Annotated in this window: 18 protein-coding genes and 3 pseudogenes; 9 read left to right on the top strand and 12 right to left on the bottom strand. The window is 68.2% G+C overall.

Features of this window, described 5'->3' with window-relative positions:
• Positions 1-54: 54 nt before the first annotated feature.
• Positions 55-1,004 (top strand): annotated as a pseudogene (locus TY51_RS03030) (YeiH family protein).
• Positions 1,005-1,059: 55 nt separating this feature from the next.
• On the top strand, positions 1,060-1,491 hold the full coding sequence (locus TY51_RS03025; protein WP_042245708.1) for a MarR family winged helix-turn-helix transcriptional regulator: 432 nt from the start codon (positions 1,060-1,062) through the stop codon (positions 1,489-1,491).
• A 58-nt stretch (positions 1,492-1,549) separates the two neighbouring features.
• Here TY51_RS03025 and TY51_RS03020 read toward each other — a convergent pair whose 3' ends face one another.
• Positions 1,550-2,152, bottom strand: a complete 603-nt coding sequence (locus TY51_RS03020; protein WP_042245705.1) for a hypothetical protein — start codon at positions 2,150-2,152, stop codon at positions 1,550-1,552.
• Positions 2,153-2,467: 315 nt separating this feature from the next.
• Between TY51_RS03020 and TY51_RS03015 the strand changes: the two genes are divergently transcribed.
• Positions 2,468-2,869, top strand: coding sequence for a pore-forming ESAT-6 family protein (locus TY51_RS03015; protein WP_042245754.1), 402 nt, complete (start codon positions 2,468-2,470; stop codon positions 2,867-2,869).
• A gap of 53 nt (positions 2,870-2,922) precedes the next feature.
• Here the strand turns inward: TY51_RS03015 and TY51_RS23905 are convergent, their stop codons facing one another.
• The 8 genes and pseudogenes from TY51_RS23905 to phhA all read right to left on the bottom strand — a co-directional run bounded on the left by TY51_RS23905 (position 2,923) and on the right by phhA (position 9,220).
• Positions 2,923-3,525, bottom strand: coding sequence for an AI-2E family transporter (locus TY51_RS23905; protein ID WP_255351379.1), 603 nt, complete (start codon positions 3,523-3,525; stop codon positions 2,923-2,925).
• 113 nt (positions 3,526-3,638) lie between these two features.
• Positions 3,639-4,028: pseudogene (locus TY51_RS23900) on the bottom strand (AI-2E family transporter); the annotation flags it as partial.
• A gap of 264 nt (positions 4,029-4,292) precedes the next feature.
• Positions 4,293-5,519 (bottom strand): saccharopine dehydrogenase family protein, encoded by a 1,227-nt coding sequence (locus TY51_RS03005; RefSeq protein ID WP_042245701.1) that lies wholly within the window; start codon positions 5,517-5,519, stop codon positions 4,293-4,295.
• Between the two features lie 35 nt (positions 5,520-5,554).
• Entirely contained in the window at positions 5,555-6,649 is a 1,095-nt protein-coding gene (gene nspC, locus TY51_RS03000) for a carboxynorspermidine decarboxylase (protein WP_197054617.1), read from the bottom strand.
• A 108-nt stretch (positions 6,650-6,757) separates the two neighbouring features.
• Positions 6,758-7,147 (bottom strand): hypothetical protein, encoded by a 390-nt coding sequence (locus TY51_RS02995; RefSeq protein WP_042245695.1) that lies wholly within the window; start codon positions 7,145-7,147, stop codon positions 6,758-6,760.
• Positions 7,148-7,157: 10 nt separating this feature from the next.
• Positions 7,158-7,943, bottom strand: coding sequence for a DUF6478 family protein (locus TY51_RS02990; RefSeq protein ID WP_052649713.1), 786 nt, complete (start codon positions 7,941-7,943; stop codon positions 7,158-7,160).
• Positions 7,944-8,077: 134 nt separating this feature from the next.
• Positions 8,078-8,331 (bottom strand): annotated as a pseudogene (locus TY51_RS02985) (4a-hydroxytetrahydrobiopterin dehydratase).
• Positions 8,332-8,428: 97 nt separating this feature from the next.
• A complete protein-coding gene (gene phhA, locus TY51_RS02980; protein WP_042245693.1) occupies positions 8,429-9,220 on the bottom strand; it encodes a phenylalanine 4-monooxygenase in 792 nt (263 codons plus the stop codon).
• 119 nt (positions 9,221-9,339) lie between these two features.
• Between phhA and TY51_RS02975 the strand changes: the two genes are divergently transcribed.
• A complete protein-coding gene (locus TY51_RS02975; protein ID WP_042245749.1) occupies positions 9,340-9,801 on the top strand; it encodes an Lrp/AsnC family transcriptional regulator in 462 nt (153 codons plus the stop codon).
• On the opposite strand, the gene cls is transcribed toward TY51_RS02975, so the two are convergent.
• Positions 9,802-11,229, bottom strand: a complete 1,428-nt coding sequence (gene cls, locus TY51_RS02970; RefSeq protein ID WP_052649711.1) for a cardiolipin synthase — start codon at positions 11,227-11,229, stop codon at positions 9,802-9,804.
• Between the two features lie 88 nt (positions 11,230-11,317).
• Between cls and accD the strand changes: the two genes are divergently transcribed.
• Genes accD through TY51_RS02955 form a run of 3 tightly spaced genes read left to right on the top strand, consistent with a single transcriptional unit; the run spans position 11,318 to position 13,962 of the window.
• Positions 11,318-12,247 carry an acetyl-CoA carboxylase, carboxyltransferase subunit beta gene (gene accD / locus TY51_RS02965; RefSeq protein ID WP_042245690.1) on the top strand — a complete coding sequence of 310 codons (930 nt, stop codon included), beginning with the start codon at positions 11,318-11,320 and terminating at the stop codon, positions 12,245-12,247.
• A 54-nt stretch (positions 12,248-12,301) separates the two neighbouring features.
• On the top strand, positions 12,302-13,570 hold the full coding sequence (locus TY51_RS02960; RefSeq protein WP_042245687.1) for a folylpolyglutamate synthase/dihydrofolate synthase family protein: 1,269 nt from the start codon (positions 12,302-12,304) through the stop codon (positions 13,568-13,570).
• A 26-nt stretch (positions 13,571-13,596) separates the two neighbouring features.
• A complete protein-coding gene (locus tag TY51_RS02955; RefSeq protein WP_042245684.1) occupies positions 13,597-13,962 on the top strand; it encodes a DUF983 domain-containing protein in 366 nt (121 codons plus the stop codon).
• 19 nt (positions 13,963-13,981) lie between these two features.
• Here TY51_RS02955 and TY51_RS02950 read toward each other — a convergent pair whose 3' ends face one another.
• The gene (locus TY51_RS02950; protein WP_042245681.1) at positions 13,982-15,865 is read right to left on the bottom strand and encodes an acyl-CoA synthetase; all 1,884 of its coding nucleotides are present in this window, start codon (positions 15,863-15,865) and stop codon (positions 13,982-13,984) included.
• A 161-nt stretch (positions 15,866-16,026) separates the two neighbouring features.
• Entirely contained in the window at positions 16,027-16,533 is a 507-nt protein-coding gene (gene lysM / locus TY51_RS02945) for a peptidoglycan-binding protein LysM (protein WP_042245678.1), read from the bottom strand.
• Positions 16,534-16,690: 157 nt separating this feature from the next.
• On the opposite strand from lysM, the gene TY51_RS02940 reads away from it, so the two are divergent.
• Both TY51_RS02940 and TY51_RS02935 read left to right on the top strand, forming a co-directional pair.
• The gene (locus tag TY51_RS02940; protein WP_081994679.1) at positions 16,691-17,236 is read left to right on the top strand and encodes a CAP domain-containing protein; all 546 of its coding nucleotides are present in this window, start codon (positions 16,691-16,693) and stop codon (positions 17,234-17,236) included.
• A gap of 47 nt (positions 17,237-17,283) precedes the next feature.
• Positions 17,284-17,671 (top strand): CAP domain-containing protein (locus TY51_RS02935; RefSeq protein ID WP_197054611.1); only part of this gene is annotated, 388 nt, incomplete at its 3' end.

The raw sequence follows: 17,671 nt of genomic DNA, 5'->3' as shown, positions 1-17,671 counted from the left end.
GACCCGCAGCGACACCCCCCTTGCCGCCCGCGCGCGCGCCCTGCGCCCGGCCTGATGCTGGCCGTCACCGTCGCCATGGCGGCACAGTTCCTGTCCGGCCATTACGGGGTGCCGGTGATGCTGATGGCGATCCTGCTGGGCATGCCGCTGCATTTCCTGGCCGAGGACGATCGCGCCGGTCCCGGCATCGACTTTGCCGCCCGCGCCCTGCTGCGGCGGGGGTGGCGCTGCTGGGCCTGCGGGTGTCGCTGGACATGGTGGCCGCGATCGGCTGGCCCTTCGTGGCGCTGGTCGCGGGGTCGGTCGCGGCGGTGATCCTGGGGTCGGTCGCGCTGGCGCGCAGGCTGGGTCAGGACCGCGCCTTCGGCCTGCTGACCGGCGGGTCGGTGGCGATCTGCGGGGCGTCGGCGGCGATGGCCATCGCCTCGGTCCTGCCGGCGCGCGACAGCGCGGAACGCGATCTGTCCTTTACCGTGATCACCGTCACGGTGATGTCGACCGTCGCCATGATCGTCTATCCGATGCTGGCGGCGGGCTTGGGGCTGGACGGCCATCAGACCGGCCTGTTCCTGGGCGCCACGATCCACGACGTGGCCCAGGTCGTGGGCGCGGGCTATTCCGTGTCCGAAGATACCGGCGACATCGCCACCGTGGTCAAGCTGATCCGCGTGACCCTGCTGGCACCGGTTGTGCTGATCGCGGCGCTGGTCCTGCGCCGGGCCGCGCCTGCGGGGGCCGCGCGACCCCCGCTGCTGCCGGGTTTCGTGCTGGTGTTCCTGCTGCTGGCGGCGGCGAATTCGGCGCATCTGGTGCCGCTGCCCGTCACAGATGCCGCATCGACGCTATCGCGCGCGCTGCTCGTCGCGGCCGTGGCCGCCGTCGGCATGAAGACCGCGCTGGCGCGCATGGCGCAGGTGGGCGCGGCGGCCATCGCCATGCTGCTGGTCCAGACCGCAGCCCTGGCCGCCCTGATCGCGGTGCCGCTGCTGCTGGGGCTGGTGTGACGGGCGGTTGCCCCCGCCCCGCCTTTCAGGCCATCTGACCCTGACCGGAGGGACCATGGCCTTTCACCTGGACGAATTCCTGCCCTATCGCCTGGCCGTCGCGGCGCAGCAGGTCAGCCGCCGCTTTGCCCGCCTCTATGCGGCCGAGGCCGGGCTGACGATTCCCGAATGGCGCGTGCTGGCGCATCTGAACCATTCCGGCGCGGTCAGCGTCCGCGACATCCACACCCGCGTCAGCCTGGACAAGTCGGTGGTCAGCCGCGCGGCGACTCGGCTGGAACAGGCGGGTCTGGTCGCCAAGTCGGACCATGCGGGCGACCGCCGCCTGATCGCGCTGGAACTGACGCCGCAGGGACGCCAGTTGATGGAGCGCCTTGGGAAGGTGGCGCAGGGGTTTCAGGACCGCTTGCTGGCCGAACTGGGTCCCGACGCCGCCGCCCTGTCCGCCGCACTGGACCGCCTGACCCGCGACCCCGACGACACCTGATGCCACGAAAAAGGCCGGGCACTGGGCCCGGCCGTTTCCGATGTCCGACAGGGTCGGATCAGCTGTCGTTGTCGTCCGTCTCGGCGCCGCCATCGGCTGCCTGACCGGCATCGCCGTCCTCCGGCGTGGGGGCAGCGGCATCGGCAGGGATGGTTTCCGCGACCGGATCGGTTTCGTCACCCTCGATCGAGGCGGTCGGTGTGTCCAGCGGCATCTGGTCCTGACCGCTGAAGTTGCTGGCGGCCGGGGTTTCCGACGCAGGCTCTCCACCATCCGTGGACGGCGACGCGTCGGTGGCGACGGGCGCATCTGCGGGGGCGGCGGTCGTGTCGTCGGTCACCGGCTCGATCCCGTCGGCCAGAACCAGCGTGCCGTCCGTCGCACTGAAGATCAGCTCGGTAGGCAGGCCGCCGCGCTCACCGCTGACGACCAGCGTGTCGTCGCCGCGCACGACGGCGACGTTCTCGTATCCTTGGGCGGACAGGCTGTCGATGACCTCCTGGTCGGTCGCGTAACCGTCGAGGGTCGGGAACTGAACCTCTTCCATGGTGGTCATCCCGTCGGCAGGTGTCGCGGTCTGCGCAAAGGATGCGGTGGCCATCAGCGTGGCCAGAACGGCGGCCTTGCCACCCAGTTTCAGGGCTGCGATCGGATTGGTCATCGTGATCTCCTGTTCATTGACTGTGCGGCGTCTGCCGCTCTCTGGACCCCAACGGGCAGCGTGGGGAGCGGTTCAATCACGTCGGCGTTATGCCGGGCACGGACGGCCGCTGTTGGTTTCGTGTGCGGATGTGATCGCGGAATTTCGTCCTGTGCTGGAACCCGCCCAATTCCACCGGCCACAACGGGCAGTTCCGGCATGGTCCCGCCGGTTTTACGCCGGATCGCCACTGGGTCGGGTCATTTCGGAAATGGCGGTCTAGCGTCCCGCCGACGTCGCCCGGAACTCTGCCGGGCATGTAGAAAAGGAAACGATATGATCCGCAAGATTGCACTCGCCGTGAGCCTGGGCCTGCTGCCCGCCGCTGTCGTCGCACAGGACGCCGCTGCCCCGGCAGAGGCCGCCCCCGCCGATCCCGGCGTCACCTACGAGGCCGCGCGCAATCAGCTGGGCATCCTGCAGTACTGCCAGGAACAGGGCTTTACCGGCGCCGAGGCCGTCGAGGCGCAGGGCCAGCTGGTCGCGCTGCTGCCCGAGGGTGACGACGCCGTCGGCAGCGCCGCCGAACAGAAGGGCGCCGAAGGGACCGTGTCGGTCGGTGGAACCGAGGTGTCGCTGGCCCAAGCCGTCGAAGAGCGCGGCAGCACGGTCGAGGCGACCTGCCAGCAGATCGAAGCCGCCGTCAACGAGATCGCGCCGACCCTGCCCGCAGGCTGAACCACGCGGCTGACGACGATGGAAAACGGGCCGGCAATCGCCGGCCCGTTTTTCTATGTCGCGTCGCGGGCGTCGTGATCGGCAAGCAGTTCGGCGGTGACGACGCGGGCAGCGGGACTGTCCTCGGCCGCGGCGCCGGCCTCGACCAGTTCGCGGGCCTCCTCTTCGTCCTCGTCGGTCAGGGCGGGGGGTTCGTCACCCGCCAGGAAGTTGCCGAACTTTTCCCATCCGGGGATGTGCTCTGCCAAAACGCGAATGACCACCAGCACCGGCACCGCGATGATCATCCCGATCACCGACCACAGCCAGGCCCACAGCGCCACGCCCAAAAACACCACGACGGTGTTCATCTGCAACCGCCGCGACACGAAATAGGGCGTGATGATCTGCCCCTCCAGCGAGGTCAGCCCCAGATAGGTCGCGGCCACCATCGCCGGCCAGAACAGCCCCGGCATCACCACCAGCGCGACGATCCCGGAGATGACGACCCCGGTGATCGCCCCCAGATAGGGGATGAAGTTCAACAGGAACGCCCCGATCCCGAACAGCAGCGCGCCGGGCATGCCCCAGGCCCACATCGCCAACCCGACAGCCAGGCCAAGGCCCGCGTTGATGATGGTGATGGCGCCCAGATAATTGCCAAGCGAATCCTCGATCTGACGCAGGGCCAGATAGCGCCGCGCTTGTCGCGCATGCGGTCGAAACTCTGCACGATCTTCAGATACAGCAGGTCGCCCGACGCGATCAGGAAGAACAGCAGGATCAGCGTGAACAGCACCTGTCCCACCAGCAGCGGCGCCATCTGCATGACGGTCCCAAGAGTCGTCTGGCCCTCCTGCTGGATGCGGATCGCGGGGCGTTCCTCGGGGCCGGGATCGGCGCTTTGGGCGTCGTCGATGCGTTGCGCGGCATCGCGCAGGTCGGCCAGGCTGTCGCGGACGCTGTCGAATTTCTGCTCCAGCTGCGCGCTGATGATCGGCATGTTGGTCATCGCCCGGCTGAGCGGCCCGCTGGCGGCATAGGCGATGACGCCCACGGCCAGCAGGATCGACAGCGTGATCCCCGCCGCCGTCGCGGCATCGGGAATGCCGCGGCGTTCCGCAAACCGGCGCAGGGGCGTGAAGACGAAGAACAGCAGCATCGCCATGGTCACGGGCATCAGGAAATCGCGACCCGCCGCGATCGCGCCGAAGGCCATGACCAGAAAGATGCCGATGACCGCCCAGTTCGCCAGTACCGGAACCTTGCTGTCGGCGCGCTGCGAAAAGCGCGGAAAGAGATGTCCTTCAGGACCTGGCATGTCGAACCCCCGATACCGGCGCCGCGTTCCCCAACGCAGGTGGCGCCCATGTGCTGCGCAAACGCAAGCGGCGGTCCGGATGTTCCGAACCGCCGCGTTCACGTTATTCCGGATCGGCCTGGATCAGACCGGATGGTCGCCCGACGCGTCGATGACGCGGGTGGGCAGGCCCATCTCGCCCAGCAGTTCCAGGAACGGCCGCGCGGGCAGATCCTCGACATTGGCCATCTTGCCGGCGTCCCACGGGCCGCGCGCGACCAGGATGGCGGCGGCGACCGGGGGCACGCCCGCGGTATAGCTGATGCCCTGGCTGCCCACCTCCTCGAACGCTTCCTTGTGGTCGGCGACGTTATAGATGAACACCTCGGCCGGCTTGCCGTCGCGGGTGCCGCGGACCAGATCGCCGATGCAGGTCTTGCCCTCGTAATCCGGGGCCAGGCTGGCGGGATCGGGCAGCACCGCCTTGACCAGTTTCAGCGGCACGACATCGGTCCCATCGGCCAGCTTGACCGGCTGTTCGGACAGCAGCCCCAGCTTCTGCAGGACGGTAAACACGTTGATGTAGTGTTCGCCAAAACCCATCCAGAACCGCACGTCGGCATCCGGGTACCGTGCCGACAGGCTGTGGACCTCATCGTGGCCGGACAGGTACGCGGTGCGCTTGCCGACCACGGGCAGGTCCCATTCGCGACCCACCTCGAACATGCGGTTCTCCTGCCAGGCGCCCTTTTGCCACGAATAGACCGTGCCGGTGAATTCGCGGAAGTTGATCTCGGGGTCGAAGTTCGTGGCGAACCAGCGGCCGTGCGATCCGGCGTTGATATCCACGATGTCGATGCTGTCGATCTTGTCGAAATACTCGTCCTCGGCCAGACGGGCATAGGCGTTCACGACGCCCGGATCAAAGCCCGCGCCCAGAATGGCGGTGATGCCCGCCGCGGCCACGTCCTCGCGGCGCTTCCATTCGTAATTGCCGTACCAGGGCGGCGTCTCGCAAACCTTGGACGGGTCCTCATGGATGGCGGTGTCGATATAGGCGGCGCCTGCGCGGATGCAGCCCTCAAGCACCGTCATGTTGATGAAGGCCGTGCCCACGTTGATCACGATGTCCGCCTTGACCTGCCGGATCAGCGCCTCGACGGCATCGGCGTCCATCGCGTCCAGCGCATGGCTGGTCCAGGCCATTTCGTGGCCCTTGTCGCGCAGGGATGCGATGATGTCGTCGGCACGCGACTGCGTGCGGTTCGCGATGTGCAGATCGCCGAATTCCGCCGCCCATTGCGCGACCTTGTGCGCCGTGACCTGGGCCACGCCACCGGCACCGATGATAAGCACGTTCTTCTTCGCCAATTCTGTCTCCTTCAGGTGGCAGAGGATGGGTCGCCTTAGGACAGGCTGCCTTTGAATTCGTCATAGCCGAAGCTGCGGACGGTGCGGATCGTTCCATCCTCGTCGCGGATCGCGATCGAGGGCATGGCGACGCCGTTGAACCAGTTCTTCTTGACCATCGTATAGCCCGCGGCATCCGCGATGCTGACCCGGTCACCGATCTGCAGGGGGCGGTCGAACCCCGCCTCTCCGAAGATGTCGCCGGCCAGGCAGGTCTTGCCCGCGATCTGATAGCGGTGATCGCCCTCCTGCGGCAGGCGGGCGTCCTGACGATAGATCAGCAGGTCCAGCATGTGCGCCTCGGTGCTGCTGTCCACGATCGCCACGGGCTTGCCGGTGTCGATGATGTCCAGCACGCTGACCTCCAGCGTGGCGGTGTTGGTGATGCTGGCCTCTCCGGGCTCCAGATAGGCCTGCACGCCGAACCGGTCCTGGAACGCGCGCAGGCGTGCGGCCAGCCGGTCCAGCGGATAGCCCTCGCCGGTGAAATGGATGCCGCCGCCCAGGGACACCCAGTCCAGGCGGTGCAGGATCGCGCCGAACTCTTCCTCGATGCGCGTCAGCTGGCGGTCGAACAGGTCGAAATCGCCGTTCTCGCAGTTGTAATGGATCATCACGCCGCTGATGCGGTCCAGCGCGCTTTCCAGCCGCGACACCTCTCCCTCGCCCAGGCGGGAGAAGGGGCGCGCCGGGTCGGCCAGGTCGAACCCGCTGGTCGAAAACCGCGGGTTCAGGCGCAGGCCGGTGGCGATGCCCGCGGCCTTGTCGCCAAAGCGATCCAGCTGCGACAGGCTGTTGAAGATGATCTTGTCGGCGTAACCCACCGCCTCGTCGATCTCGTGGTCGGCCCAGGCCACGGAATAGGCGTGGGTCTCCTTGCCGAATTCCTCGTGACCCAACCGCAGCTCGTAGAGCGACGACGACGTCGTGCCGTCCATGTAATCGCGCATCAGGTCGAAGACCGACCAGGTGGCAAAGCACTTCAGCGCCAGCAGCGCCTTGGCGCCCGACGCCTCGCGCAGCCAGGCGACCTTCTCCATGTTGGCGCGCAGACGGGCCATGTCGATCAGGTAATGCGGCGTCGGCGGCAGGGTCATGGTCAACCTTACGTCAAGGAACACGGGGGGCGGGTCGCGAAGCCGCGATATAGCCACGCCCCCCGCTTTTCGCAAGGAACCATGACGTCCGGGTGACGGTGCCTAGCGCCCCTTCAGGTCGGCGGCGAACCGGCGCAGTTCGCGCTTGACCAGCTCCAGCTCGGCGCGCAGGGCCGCGATCTCGGCGGCCAGATCCTCGTCCAGCGGATCGCCTGCCAGCAGCGACAGCCGCGCCAGCACATGCCCGTCGGGGCCGCTGTCCTGGCCTGTGGCGGCGGTCTTCAGCAGCAGCGTCTGCATGCCGTCCGACAGGGCCTGCGCGGGGATGTCGACCTCGACCCGCCAGCCGCCGGCCGCGTCCGCGGTCAGTCGCGCATCGGTCAGGATCTCGGCGTGCTGGATCAGCACCACGCGGGGCGGCGGGGCGGTGACGCCTGACAGGTGCCCCTGCCAGACGCCGCCCTTCAGCCCGTGATTGTCGAAATGCGGCATGGCGATATCCTCAGATCTGGGCGCGGGGATGGCGCGACAGGATCACGTCGCGCAGGCCGACCGCGTTCATGAAGGGCGCCTCGAAGATCAGGTCCAGCCACGCCTTCTCGACCGACCGGGCGGACAGCTTGGCATAGCCCAGGTCGAACTCCACGATGCGGTCGCAGTGGCGGCCCTCGATCGGTTCGCCCATCTTGCGCAGCATGGTTTCGGTGTTCGGGCCCTGCTGGACGTTCAGCCGGGCATAGACCGCGATGGGGCGCTCCGCCTGCAGCGTGGCGTCCAGCCGGATGATGTGATGCCCGCCCAGATCGCGCAGCGCCTCGGGCGGCAGCGACAGGGAAAACGACAGGAAGCTGCCGGAAAAGCCCATCACCTCCAGTGCCAGCCCGTAATCGGACAGGTCGGTGGCGCGGCGGTTGCGCACCTGTCGCAGGATCAACGCGCGCTCGGCGCAATCGTGGAACAGCGCCACCTCGGGGGACAGCCACTTGCCGTCGTCGGGGGCGATCAGCGCGGGGGCGGCGTTGCGCGCCTGCAGGATCTGGGGCCGCCAGCGCCAGTCGGTGCCCGCCGGCAGGTCGATCCGCGACAGGGAATCGCGGCTGCCGGCACTGCGCGCATCGGCGGTGTGCAGCAGGCGGGACAGCACCCGGTGCAGGTCGCGGGCTTCCTCGCGCAGATCGGAATCGACGGGGCCGTCGCGGCGCGTGACGGATTTCAGCATCCGCGACCATTGCCGGGCGGCGTGGCCGCGCCTGCGGCGGGACAGCCAGCTGGTCTCATGGCGCGACATGAACGCGCCCCCCGGTCTGGCGGCGGACATCCTGGACAAGGCGACGGTTTGTCATGCGGCACGGCCCGTATGCTGGATTCCCTTGTTCGGGGATAGACCGTGACGGGCCGCCGGACAACCCTGACGCGTACCGATCAGGCCACCAGCGCGTCCAGCCGCGCGGCGCAGATGAAGTCGTTGTCGGTCAGCCCCCCGGCCTCGTGGGTGGTAAAAGTCACCGCGCAATAGCCCCAACCAAAGGCGATGTCGGATGGTGCCCCTGCTTGTTGCCCAGCCAGGCGGCCAGGTTCGCCATCTCGACCGCCTTGGCAAAGCCCTTGAAGGTGAAGCGCCGGGTGATGGCGGTGGCATCGTCCGACAGGGTCCAGTCGGTCAGCCGCGCCAGCATGGCTGTGGCGGTCGCGCGGTCGTGGGGGGCCACGCCCCCCTTGCAGGGTTCGCAGTCGCGGGCGGCAAGATCGCAGGTGGTCATGGGGTAGGTCCTTTCAGGCGGCGGTCTTGGGCGGATATTTCGGCGCGTGCAGGCCCAGGGCGCGGGCCTGGGCAATGTCGGCCAGCAGGTCGCGGCGGGCCGCGGCGAACAGGTCGTCCAGATCGTCTATCACGAAATAGACCGGCTGGTGGATATCGATCCGGTACGGCGTGCGCAGGATGTCGATCACGTCGAAGGGCCGCTGTTCCGCCCGCCCCGAAATGGCCCAGGGCAATTCGGTGACCGAGCTGGCCAGCCCCGACCCCAGGGCCTTCAGCTGTCCATCCTCGCGCATCAGCCCGAACTCGATCGAGAACCAGTAGAGGCGGATCAGCCAGGCATAGTCGGCCTTGTCGCAGCGGGTGCCCGCCGCACCGATGGCCTGGCTGAAGGCGGCAAAGGCCGGGTCGGTCAGCAGGGGCGTGTGGCCGAAGATCTCGTGGAAGATGTCCGGCTCTTCGATATAGTTGAAATGCTTGCGCTTGCGGATGAAGCTGGCGGCCGGGAACGTCCGGTCGGCCAGCATGCCGAAGAACCGCCCGAACCCGATCAGCGCCGGCACCGGTTCGACCCGCCACCCAGTAAGCGCGCCCAGCTTGGCCGACACGTCGGGGCATTGCGGCACGCGGTCCTGCGGCAGGTCCAGCAGGTCCAGACCGCGCAGATAGGGCGACGCCATCCGCGCCCGCACGGCGGGCAGCTGCTGGGCCATCAGGTCGCGCCAGACGGCGTCCTCTTCGGCATCATAGGCGATGAAGCCCTGGTCATCGGCAACCTTGGCGGCATATTCGGTCGATTTCGGCATGGCACGTCCTCCCTATGGGTCCAGATTACCGGATACACAGGAAAAACCTTGCCGAATTGGGTTGCCGATGCACCCTCGCCGGCACATCATTCCGCCTGATGCCGATACTGGGGAACATCATGCCCGATCTGGACGATGCCGACCGCCGCATCCTGCGCCTGATGCAGCAGGATGCCACCCTGTCGACCCAGGGGCTGGCCGATGCCGCGGGCCTGTCGACCTCCCCGGCGTGGCGGCGGCTGCGGCGGCTGATGGAAACCGGGGTGATCGACCGGCAGGTGGCGCTGGTGCCGCCGGCCAAGGCGGGGCTGCATGCGCTGGCCTATGTCCAGGTGTCGCTGCTGGACCATACCGAGGCGACGCTGGCGCGGTTCGACCGCTTCGTGCAGACCGAGGCGCAGATCATGGAATGCGCGACCATCACCGGCACCTTCGACTATCAACTCAAGATCGTGGCCGCCGACCCCGAGGGGCTGGAACATTTCCTGATGCGCCGGATGCTGTCCCTGGGCATCATCCGCAGCACGGTGACGCATTTCGTGCTGCGCCAGACGAAATACACGACCGCCCTGCCCCTGTGATCACAACAGCGGCGATGCCAGCGCCAGCGCGTTGTTGCGGATGCGCCGCCACGGCGACCAGGCGCGCACCTGATCCAGCGTGATCGCGTCGGCCCGCGCGACATAGCTGGCCTGCCGCGCATCCAGCAGCCCCACGAATTCGGGGTCATAGACGGCCATGTTGACCTCGTAGTTCAACTCGAAGCTGCGGCGGTCCAGGTTCGCGCTGCCGATCATCGCGATGCGCCCGTCCACGGTCAGGATCTTGGAATGCAGCAGCCCGTCTCGGAACAGCATCAGCCGGACCCCCGCAGCCAGCAGCCCGTAATAGAACCCCTGGCTGGTCGCCCCCACGACCAGGCTGTCGTTACGGGCGGGCAGGATCATCGTGACCTGCACCCCGCGCCGCGCCGCCGCCCGGATCGCCGCGTCCAGCGCGTCGTCGGGCACGTAATACGGCGTGGTGATGGTCACCCGGTCGCGCGCCGCGTGCAGCATCGCGGAAAGACAGTCTGACACGCTGCCCGCGCGCAGGTCGGGGCCGGTGGCCACCACCTGTGCCGCGACGCCGGGATCGGCAACCGGCGCCACGGGTTGCAGCATGGGACCAAGATCGCGGCCGGTATAGCTCATCCAGTCGGACAGAAAGACGCCCTGCAGCTGGCGCACGGCCGGCCCCTCGACCCGCACCAGGATGTCGACCCAAGGGGCAAAGCGTGCCTTGATCGCGAATGCCATGTCCGCGCAGTTGCGGCTGCCGGTAAAGGCCACGGCGTTGTCGATCACCAGGATCTTGCGGTGGTTGCGCAGGTCCAGCCGCTGGAACAGGATGCTGATGAAGGGCAGGCCCCAGGGAAAGGCGGTGACGCATTCCACGCCCGCCTGGCTCATCCGGTCCCACAGTTCCGACCGCACCAGCGACCGCGACCCAAGGGCGTCGACGATGACGCGGCACTGCACGCCGCGATCCTCGGCCCGGCACAGGGCCTGGGCGACCTTGGTGCCGCTGGCATCGGGCAGCCAGATATAGAACAGCAGATGCACATGGTCTGTCGCCGCATCGATGGCCGCCACCAGGTCGTCGATAGCCGCGTCGCTTTCCTCCAGCAGGTGCAGGCTGTTGCCGTGAACCGCCTGCATGCCGCCCACCGCCTCGTTCGCGGCGATGATCGGGCCCGCGGGGTCGGACCGGTCGGCGCGGACGGCGGGCACGGCGGTGCGCAATCCGGTCAGGCGGTCGCGCACGTCGGACATGCGCTGGACCTCGGCCTGCTTCATACGGACCTCTCCGAACAGCAGATAGGCCGCGATCCCCAAGAGGGGCACCGCCTCGACGACCATGATCCAGGCCAGCCGCACCGAGGGTTCGACCCTGGGACGCAGCAGCACGCGGGCGATGATCACCAGCGACAGGGTGGTGTGCGTGACAAAGAACAGGGTGGCCCACATGCGCGGCATCATCCGCCCGCCCCCCGGCAATTGCAATTCCCCGCGTGGGGGCCTATCTGGGGGCCTGAAACAGCCAAGGCCATTCGCGATGAACTGGATCACGAACTACGTCCGCCCGCGCATCAATTCCCTGTTCTCGCGGCGCGAAGTCCCCGAGAACCTGTGGACCAAATGCCCCGAATGCGGGACGATGCTGTTCCACCGCGAACTGTCGGACAACCTGAACGTCTGCACGAACTGCGACCACCACATGGCGATCACGCCGCGCGACCGCTTTCTGGCGCTGTTCGACGGTGGCGCGTTCATCGAGGTCAAGGTTCCCGAACCCATCGCCGACCCGCTGCAGTTCCGCGACCAGAAGAAATACCCCGACCGCATGAAGGCCGCCCAGAAGGCCACCGGCGAAAAGGAGGCCATGCTGGTCGCCGAGGGAGAGATCGGCCGCACACCGGTCATCGCCGTGGGCCAGGACTTCAGCTTCATGGGCGGGTCGATGGGCATGTATGTGGGCAACGCGATCGTGGCCGCCGCCGAACGCGCGATCAAGGTCCGAAAGCCCCTGGTCCTGTTCTCCGCCGCAGGCGGCGCCCGCATGCAGGAGGGGATCCTGTCCCTGATGCAGATGCCCCGCACCACCGTCGCGGTCGAGATGCTGCGCGAGGCCGGCATCCCCTATATCGTCGTACTGACCCACCCGACCACGGGCGGCGTCACCGCCAGCTATGCGATGCTGGGCGACATCCACATCGCCGAACCCAACGCCCTGATCTGCTTTGCCGGGCCGCGCGTGATCGAACAGACCATCCGCGAAAAGCTGCCCGAAGGGTTCCAGCGCGCCGAATACCTGCTGGAACATGGCATGCTGGACCGCGTGACCCATCGCGGCAAGCTGCGCGACGAACTGGTCTCGATCCTGCGGATGCTGGGCGGCCTGCCCGCCCCAACCCGCGCCGACCTGCCCGCGCCAGAGCCTGTGGCCGAACCGATCCCGGTCCCCGCGCCGGCCCCGGCCGAATAATTCTCCGTTGTCGAAATACCCCGGGGGTCCGGGGGCTGGCCCCCGGTGCGTGACATGACCACATCCGATGCGATCCTGTCGCGCCTCATGGCGCTGCACCCCAAGGTGATCGACCTGTCACTGGACCGGATGCACCGCCTGCTGGCGGCGTTGGGCAACCCCGAACGCGCCATCCCCCCGGTGATCCACATCGCGGGCACCAATGGCAAGGGCAGCACGCAGGCGATGATCCGTGCGGGCCTCGAGGCCGGGGGGGCGCGCGTCCACGCCTATACCTCGCCCCACCTGGCGCAGTTCCGCGAACGCATCCGCCTGGCGGGCACCCTGATCGAGGACGACGCGCTTGCCGACCTGCTGGCCCAGGTCGAGGCCGCCAATGACGGCCAGCCCATCACCTTCTTCGAGATCACGACCGCCGCGGCCTTCCTGGCCTTTGCCCGCACCCCCGCCGATTACACACTGCTGGAGGTCGGTCTGGGCGGGCGTCTGGACGCGACCAACGTCGTCGACGCGCCGCGCCTGACGGTCATCACGCCCGTCTCGATCGATCACACCCAGTATCTGGGCGAGACGCTGCCCCTGATCGCCGCGGAAAAGGCCGGGATCATCAAGCCCCGCGTTCCCGTCATCGTCGGACCGCAGGACGACGACGCCCTGCCCGTGATCGAGGCGCGCGCGATGGGCCTGTCCGCGCCCATCGTCGCGCATGGCCAGCACTGGATGATCCAGCCCGAACGCGACGGCATGGTGTTCCAGGACGATCACGGGCTGTGGGACCTGCCCCGGCCGAACCTGATCGGCCCGCACCAGATCCAGAACGCGGGCACCGCGCTGGCCGCCCTGCGCGCGCTTGGCGCGACCGACGCGCAGGCCCGCGCCGCCGTCACGCAGGCCGAATGGCCCGCCCGGATGCAGCGCCTGCGGCACGGGCCGCTGGTCGACCTGGCCGCCGGGGCGGAACTGTGGCTGGACGGTGGGCACAACCCGGCGGGCGGGCAGGCGCTGGCCGCGACCCTGGCCGCGATGCCCGCGCGGCCCACGCATCTGGTCTGCGGCATGCTGAACACCAAGGACGTCGCGGGCTATCTGCGCCCGCTGGCCGACCACGCCGCCAGCCTGACGGCCATCGACATCCCCGGAGAGCCGAACACGCTGCCCGCCACGGACACCGCCGCCGCCGCGCGGCAGGTCGGCATGACCGCGCATGTGGCCCGCGATGCCGCGCAGGCGGTGGGCGACCTGGTGACGCATAGCCCCGGCGCGCGTATCCTGATCTGCGGATCCCTGTATCTGGCCGGGCGCATCCTGCGCGAAAACGGCTAGGCCGCGCCCGAACCCAAGGACAGCCCATGACCCAAATCCGAGACAGCCGCGCCGCCATCCTGCGGGGCGTGGTGAATCGCTGCCCCGCCTGCGGCGAGGGGCAATTGATGCAGGGGTATCTGAAGGTGAACCCGGTCTGCGCGCATTGCCAGGCGCCCCTTGCCCGCTATCCGGCTGCGGACGGGCCTGCGTTCTTCACCATGACGGTGATGCTGCTGGTGCTGATCCCGATGTTCGGCATCATCTGGAACGTCTGGCGCCCGGAGCCTGCGACCCTGCTGGCCATCACCGGGCTGATCACCACGGTGATGACGCTGGTGCTGCTGCGCCTGATCAAGGGCGCCTTCATCGGCTATCTGTGGGCCAAGGACGAACAGGACCGGGGCGCCTGAGCGTCCCCGGCCCTGTCGGTCACGCCCAGTCCCAGGGCGTCGTGAACTGGCCCAGCTTTTCGCGGACCTGATCTTCGGCCACCTTGCCGTCGCGCGACAGATGGGCGACCAGGCCGCGCTTCTTGTCCTCGCGCACCTCGGCCACGCGGGCGCCGGTGCCCTGCAGGGCGGCGTCATAGACGCGGCTGATGGCCAGACGGCGCAGGTCCGGCTTGAAGATCTTGCCGACCGCGGTCTTGGGCAGTTCGGACAGGATCTCGATATGCTTGGGGACGGCGGCACGTTCGTGGATGTGGTCGCGGGCATGGGCCACCAGTTCGTCCACGGTGACGGTCGCACCGCCCACCAGCTCGACATAGACGCAGGGCAGCTCGCCCGCAAAGGCGTCGGGCTGGCCGATGGCGCCGGCGAAGGCCACGGCGGGGTGCGACAGCATCCCCTCCTCGATCTCGGCGGGGTCGATGTTGTGGCCGCCACGGATGATCAGGTCCTTGGCCCGCCCGGTGATCCACAGATAGCCGTCCGCGTCGATCCGGCCCAGATCGCCGGTGCGCAGGTACCGGTCATCCGCGAACAGCTTATGGTTCTTGTCGGCCTCGGTATAGGTAGAGCCGGGGAACACGCCCGGGTTGGCCACGCAAATCTCTCCGACGACGTCAGTCGGGCATTCATGCACCCGGCCCGCATCGTCGTGGTTCAGGATGCGCACATGGGTGTGCGGCAGCGGGATGCCGACGGAACCCACCTTCTTCAGCCCGTCCACCGGGTTGCAGCTGACCAGACAGGTCGCCTCGGTCAGGCCGTACCCTTCGGCGATCTCCACCCCGGTGGCGGCCTTGAAGCGGTTGTACAGCTCGATCGGCAGCGGGGCCGATCCGGAAATGGCGGTCTTCAGCGTGCTGACATCGGCATTGACCGGGCGCTGCATCAGCGCGGCGATGGCGGTCGGCACCGTCATCAGGAACGTCACCTGCCAGCGCTCGATCAGCTTCCAGAAGTTGTCAAAGACGCCGTCGCCCCGATATCCGGCGGGCGTGGGCATCACCACATGCGCGCCCGACGCGATGCACGACATCAGCACCGGATAGGCCGCAAAGACGTGGAACATCGGCAGCGGGCACATCAGCACGTCGGTCTCGTCGAACAGCAGCGTGCCGCCCAGCCAGCCATTATAGATCATGCCGCTGTATTTATGCTGCGCGACCTTGGGCGTGCCGGTGGTGCCGCCGGTGTGGAAATAGGCGGCGACGCGGTCCTGCTTGGGGTCGTCGAAATCCAGGGCGGTGTGTTTGCGCGCACTGGTCGCGGCTTCGAAATCCAGGACCTTGGCCTTGTGTTTCACGCGCACCTTGGGGCGGATCAGCGGCACGATGAACCGTTTCAGACCGCGCAGATGGCGGTTCAGGTCGACCTCGATCACATGGGTGACGTTCGGGGCCTGGGCCACTGCATCGGCGGCCTTCTGGGCCACGTCGGTCTTGGGGAACGCCTTCAGCGTCACCAGGACCTTGGCGTTCGTCTCGCGCAGGATGCCGGCGATCTGGGTGGCGTCCAGCAGCGGGTTGATCGGGTTCACGATGCCTGCCGTGGCCCCGGCCAGCAGGACGACCGGCGTCTCGATGCTGTTGGGCAGCAGATAGGCGACGGTGTCGGTCGGCCCCACGCCCAGGCTGCGGAACAGGTTTGCGGTCTCGGTCACGCGCTCCAGCAGGTCCTGCCAGGACAGCGTGACAGAAGGATCCTTGGCCCCCGACAGCAGCTGGAACGAGATCGCGGGCCGTTGCGGAAACCGCTCGGCCGTGCGCGCCAGAAAGTCATAGATCGTGACCGGCAGGCCGCGCGCGTCAAAGCTGCTTTCCTGTTCGATCCTGTCGCGGTCCGCATAGCTGCCGAACTTGCCCATCTGGTCCCCCTTCTGTCGGGCCGCATCGGCTGCGGCCCCTCCCTGGCGGTCAGGATGGTCCGACAAGGCCCGGCGGGGCAAGTCCCGACCGGTCCGTCCTGCGTGAAAACGCCGCGTCAACCGATGGTCGACGCGGCGTCACGGAGTGGATGCCGGTTCGGTCAGTCCGCAGCGGGAATGCGCAGCACCTGACCCGGATAGATCTTGTCGGGGTCGCTGAGCATCGGACGGTTCGCCTCAAAGATCGCGGCATACTTGTTCGAATTGCCCAGGTGTTCCTTGGCGATCGCGGACAGCGTCTCGCCCTTCTTCACGGTATGGAAGACGGGCTGAGGGGCGTCGGCGGGCAGGTCGGCCTCGACCTTGGCGATGCCCTCGATGTTGCCGACGGCCAGGATCAGCTTTTCCAGCGTCTCGCGGTCGGCGCCCTTGGATTCGACCACCACCGTGTCGCCGCGCAGGCGCAGGTGGACGTCGTCGCCGTCCAGGTTCAGCGCGCGCAGTTCGGCCTTCAGCGCCGCGACCTTGCGCTGCGTGTCGTCCTGGGCTGCGGGCTGCGCGGCGGCAGGGGCGGCCGCGGGGGCTGCGGCTGCGGGCTTGGGCGTGGCGGCTTCGGCCTTGCCGAAGACCGACTTGCCCGCGTCTTTCACGAAATCCCAGATGGCCATGTGCAAAGGTCCTTGTGATGTTCCGCCACCGAACGACCGCCATGTCGGCACGGTTCCGCCAAACCCGGCCCCCAAGGGCACATCGGGGCGAAAGCACTTGTTAACCCGGGGCCGCTATAAGAACCAAGGGGCGCTTGGCACGAGGTTTGGGCACGGCATGACGGACAGGACAGGATACGGACCGGGATCGCTGCTGATCCTTGGCGCGGCGCTGCTGGCGGGATGCGCGGCCACCCCGCAGGCGCCCACGGGCACCGACCCCCACGCGGTCCAGGTCGGCCCGCCCGGAGCTGCGCAATGCGCGGCGACCGCGCCCGACCAGAACGCGATGGCGGCGCAGGTGACCAACCGCGCCCGCGCGCGCGCCGGCCTGACGCCGCTTCGCGCCGATCCGCATCTGGCGCAGGTCGCGGCGCGGCACGCCTGCGACATGGCGCAGCGCGGGCGCATGACCCATCTGGGCAGCACCACCACCGGACCCGCCATGCGCCTGAAGCAGTCGGGCTATCAGCCCACCATCTCGGCCGAGAATATCGCCGCGGGGCCGTTCTCGTTGCCGCGGGTGCTGTCGGAATGGACGGCATCGGCGGCGCATCACGACAACATCATGCTGCCGCAGGTGCGCGATTTCGGCGTGGGACAGGCGACGTCCCAGGACGGGCGCACGACCTATTGGGCCGCCGTCTATGCGGCCCCGCGCTAGCCGGCAGACATGACCCGCATTCGGATGACCAACGACACGAGGATCGGATGACCCGACATTTCCCCTGCCTTGCCACACTGGCGCTTATGGTGGCTGGCGCGTGGCCCGCCCATGCGACGACCTCCTGCGCGACGCCCCCGCCCACGGCCAGCCAGGCCATCGCATCATCGGTCAGCCAGATGCGGGCACAGGCCGGGCTGGGCGCGGTGACGGTCGATCCCGCGCTGACGGCGGCGGCGACCCGCCAGGCGTGCGAGATGGCCGCCCGCGGCAGGCTCAGCCATCGGGGCGGCGGCGGGGTCAAGGCGCGCGCCCGGTCGGCGGGCTATGCCGCGTCCGTCGTGGCGGAAAACATCGCCGCGGGGCAACGCGACGCGGGCGCCGCGATGCGCAGCTGGGCCCGGTCCGCAGGGCACCGGTCGAACATGCTGCATT

Source organism: Paracoccus sp. PAMC 22219 (genome assembly GCF_000787695.1).
Classification (GTDB): Bacteria; Pseudomonadota; Alphaproteobacteria; order Rhodobacterales; family Rhodobacteraceae; genus Paracoccus.
This window is presented reverse-complemented; position numbering and strand designations above follow the sequence as displayed.

Bases quoted from the DNA above. Each gene is read 5' to 3' on its own strand.
- TY51_RS03025 (WP_042245708.1), top strand. From the start codon at position 1,060: ATGGCCTTTCACCTGGACGAATTCCTGCCCTATCGCCTGGCCGTCGCG.
- TY51_RS03020 (WP_042245705.1), bottom strand. From the start codon at position 2,152: ATGACCAATCCGATCGCAGCCCTGAAACTGGGTGGCAAGGCCGCCGTT.
- TY51_RS03015 (WP_042245754.1), top strand. From the start codon at position 2,468: ATGATCCGCAAGATTGCACTCGCCGTGAGCCTGGGCCTGCTGCCCGCC.
- TY51_RS02995 (WP_042245695.1), bottom strand. From the start codon at position 7,147: ATGCCGCATTTCGACAATCACGGGCTGAAGGGCGGCGTCTGGCAGGGG.
- TY51_RS02990 (WP_052649713.1), bottom strand. From the start codon at position 7,943: ATGTCGCGCCATGAGACCAGCTGGCTGTCCCGCCGCAGGCGCGGCCAC.
- phhA (WP_042245693.1), bottom strand. From the start codon at position 9,220: ATGCCGAAATCGACCGAATATGCCGCCAAGGTTGCCGATGACCAGGGC.
- TY51_RS02975 (WP_042245749.1), top strand. From the start codon at position 9,340: ATGCCCGATCTGGACGATGCCGACCGCCGCATCCTGCGCCTGATGCAG.
- cls (WP_052649711.1), bottom strand. From the start codon at position 11,229: ATGTGGGCCACCCTGTTCTTTGTCACGCACACCACCCTGTCGCTGGTG.
- accD (WP_042245690.1), top strand. From the start codon at position 11,318: ATGAACTGGATCACGAACTACGTCCGCCCGCGCATCAATTCCCTGTTC.
- TY51_RS02960 (WP_042245687.1), top strand. From the start codon at position 12,302: ATGACCACATCCGATGCGATCCTGTCGCGCCTCATGGCGCTGCACCCC.
- TY51_RS02955 (WP_042245684.1), top strand. From the start codon at position 13,597: ATGACCCAAATCCGAGACAGCCGCGCCGCCATCCTGCGGGGCGTGGTG.
- TY51_RS02950 (WP_042245681.1), bottom strand. From the start codon at position 15,865: ATGGGCAAGTTCGGCAGCTATGCGGACCGCGACAGGATCGAACAGGAA.
- lysM (WP_042245678.1), bottom strand. From the start codon at position 16,533: ATGGCCATCTGGGATTTCGTGAAAGACGCGGGCAAGTCGGTCTTCGGC.
- TY51_RS02940 (WP_081994679.1), top strand. From the start codon at position 16,691: ATGACGGACAGGACAGGATACGGACCGGGATCGCTGCTGATCCTTGGC.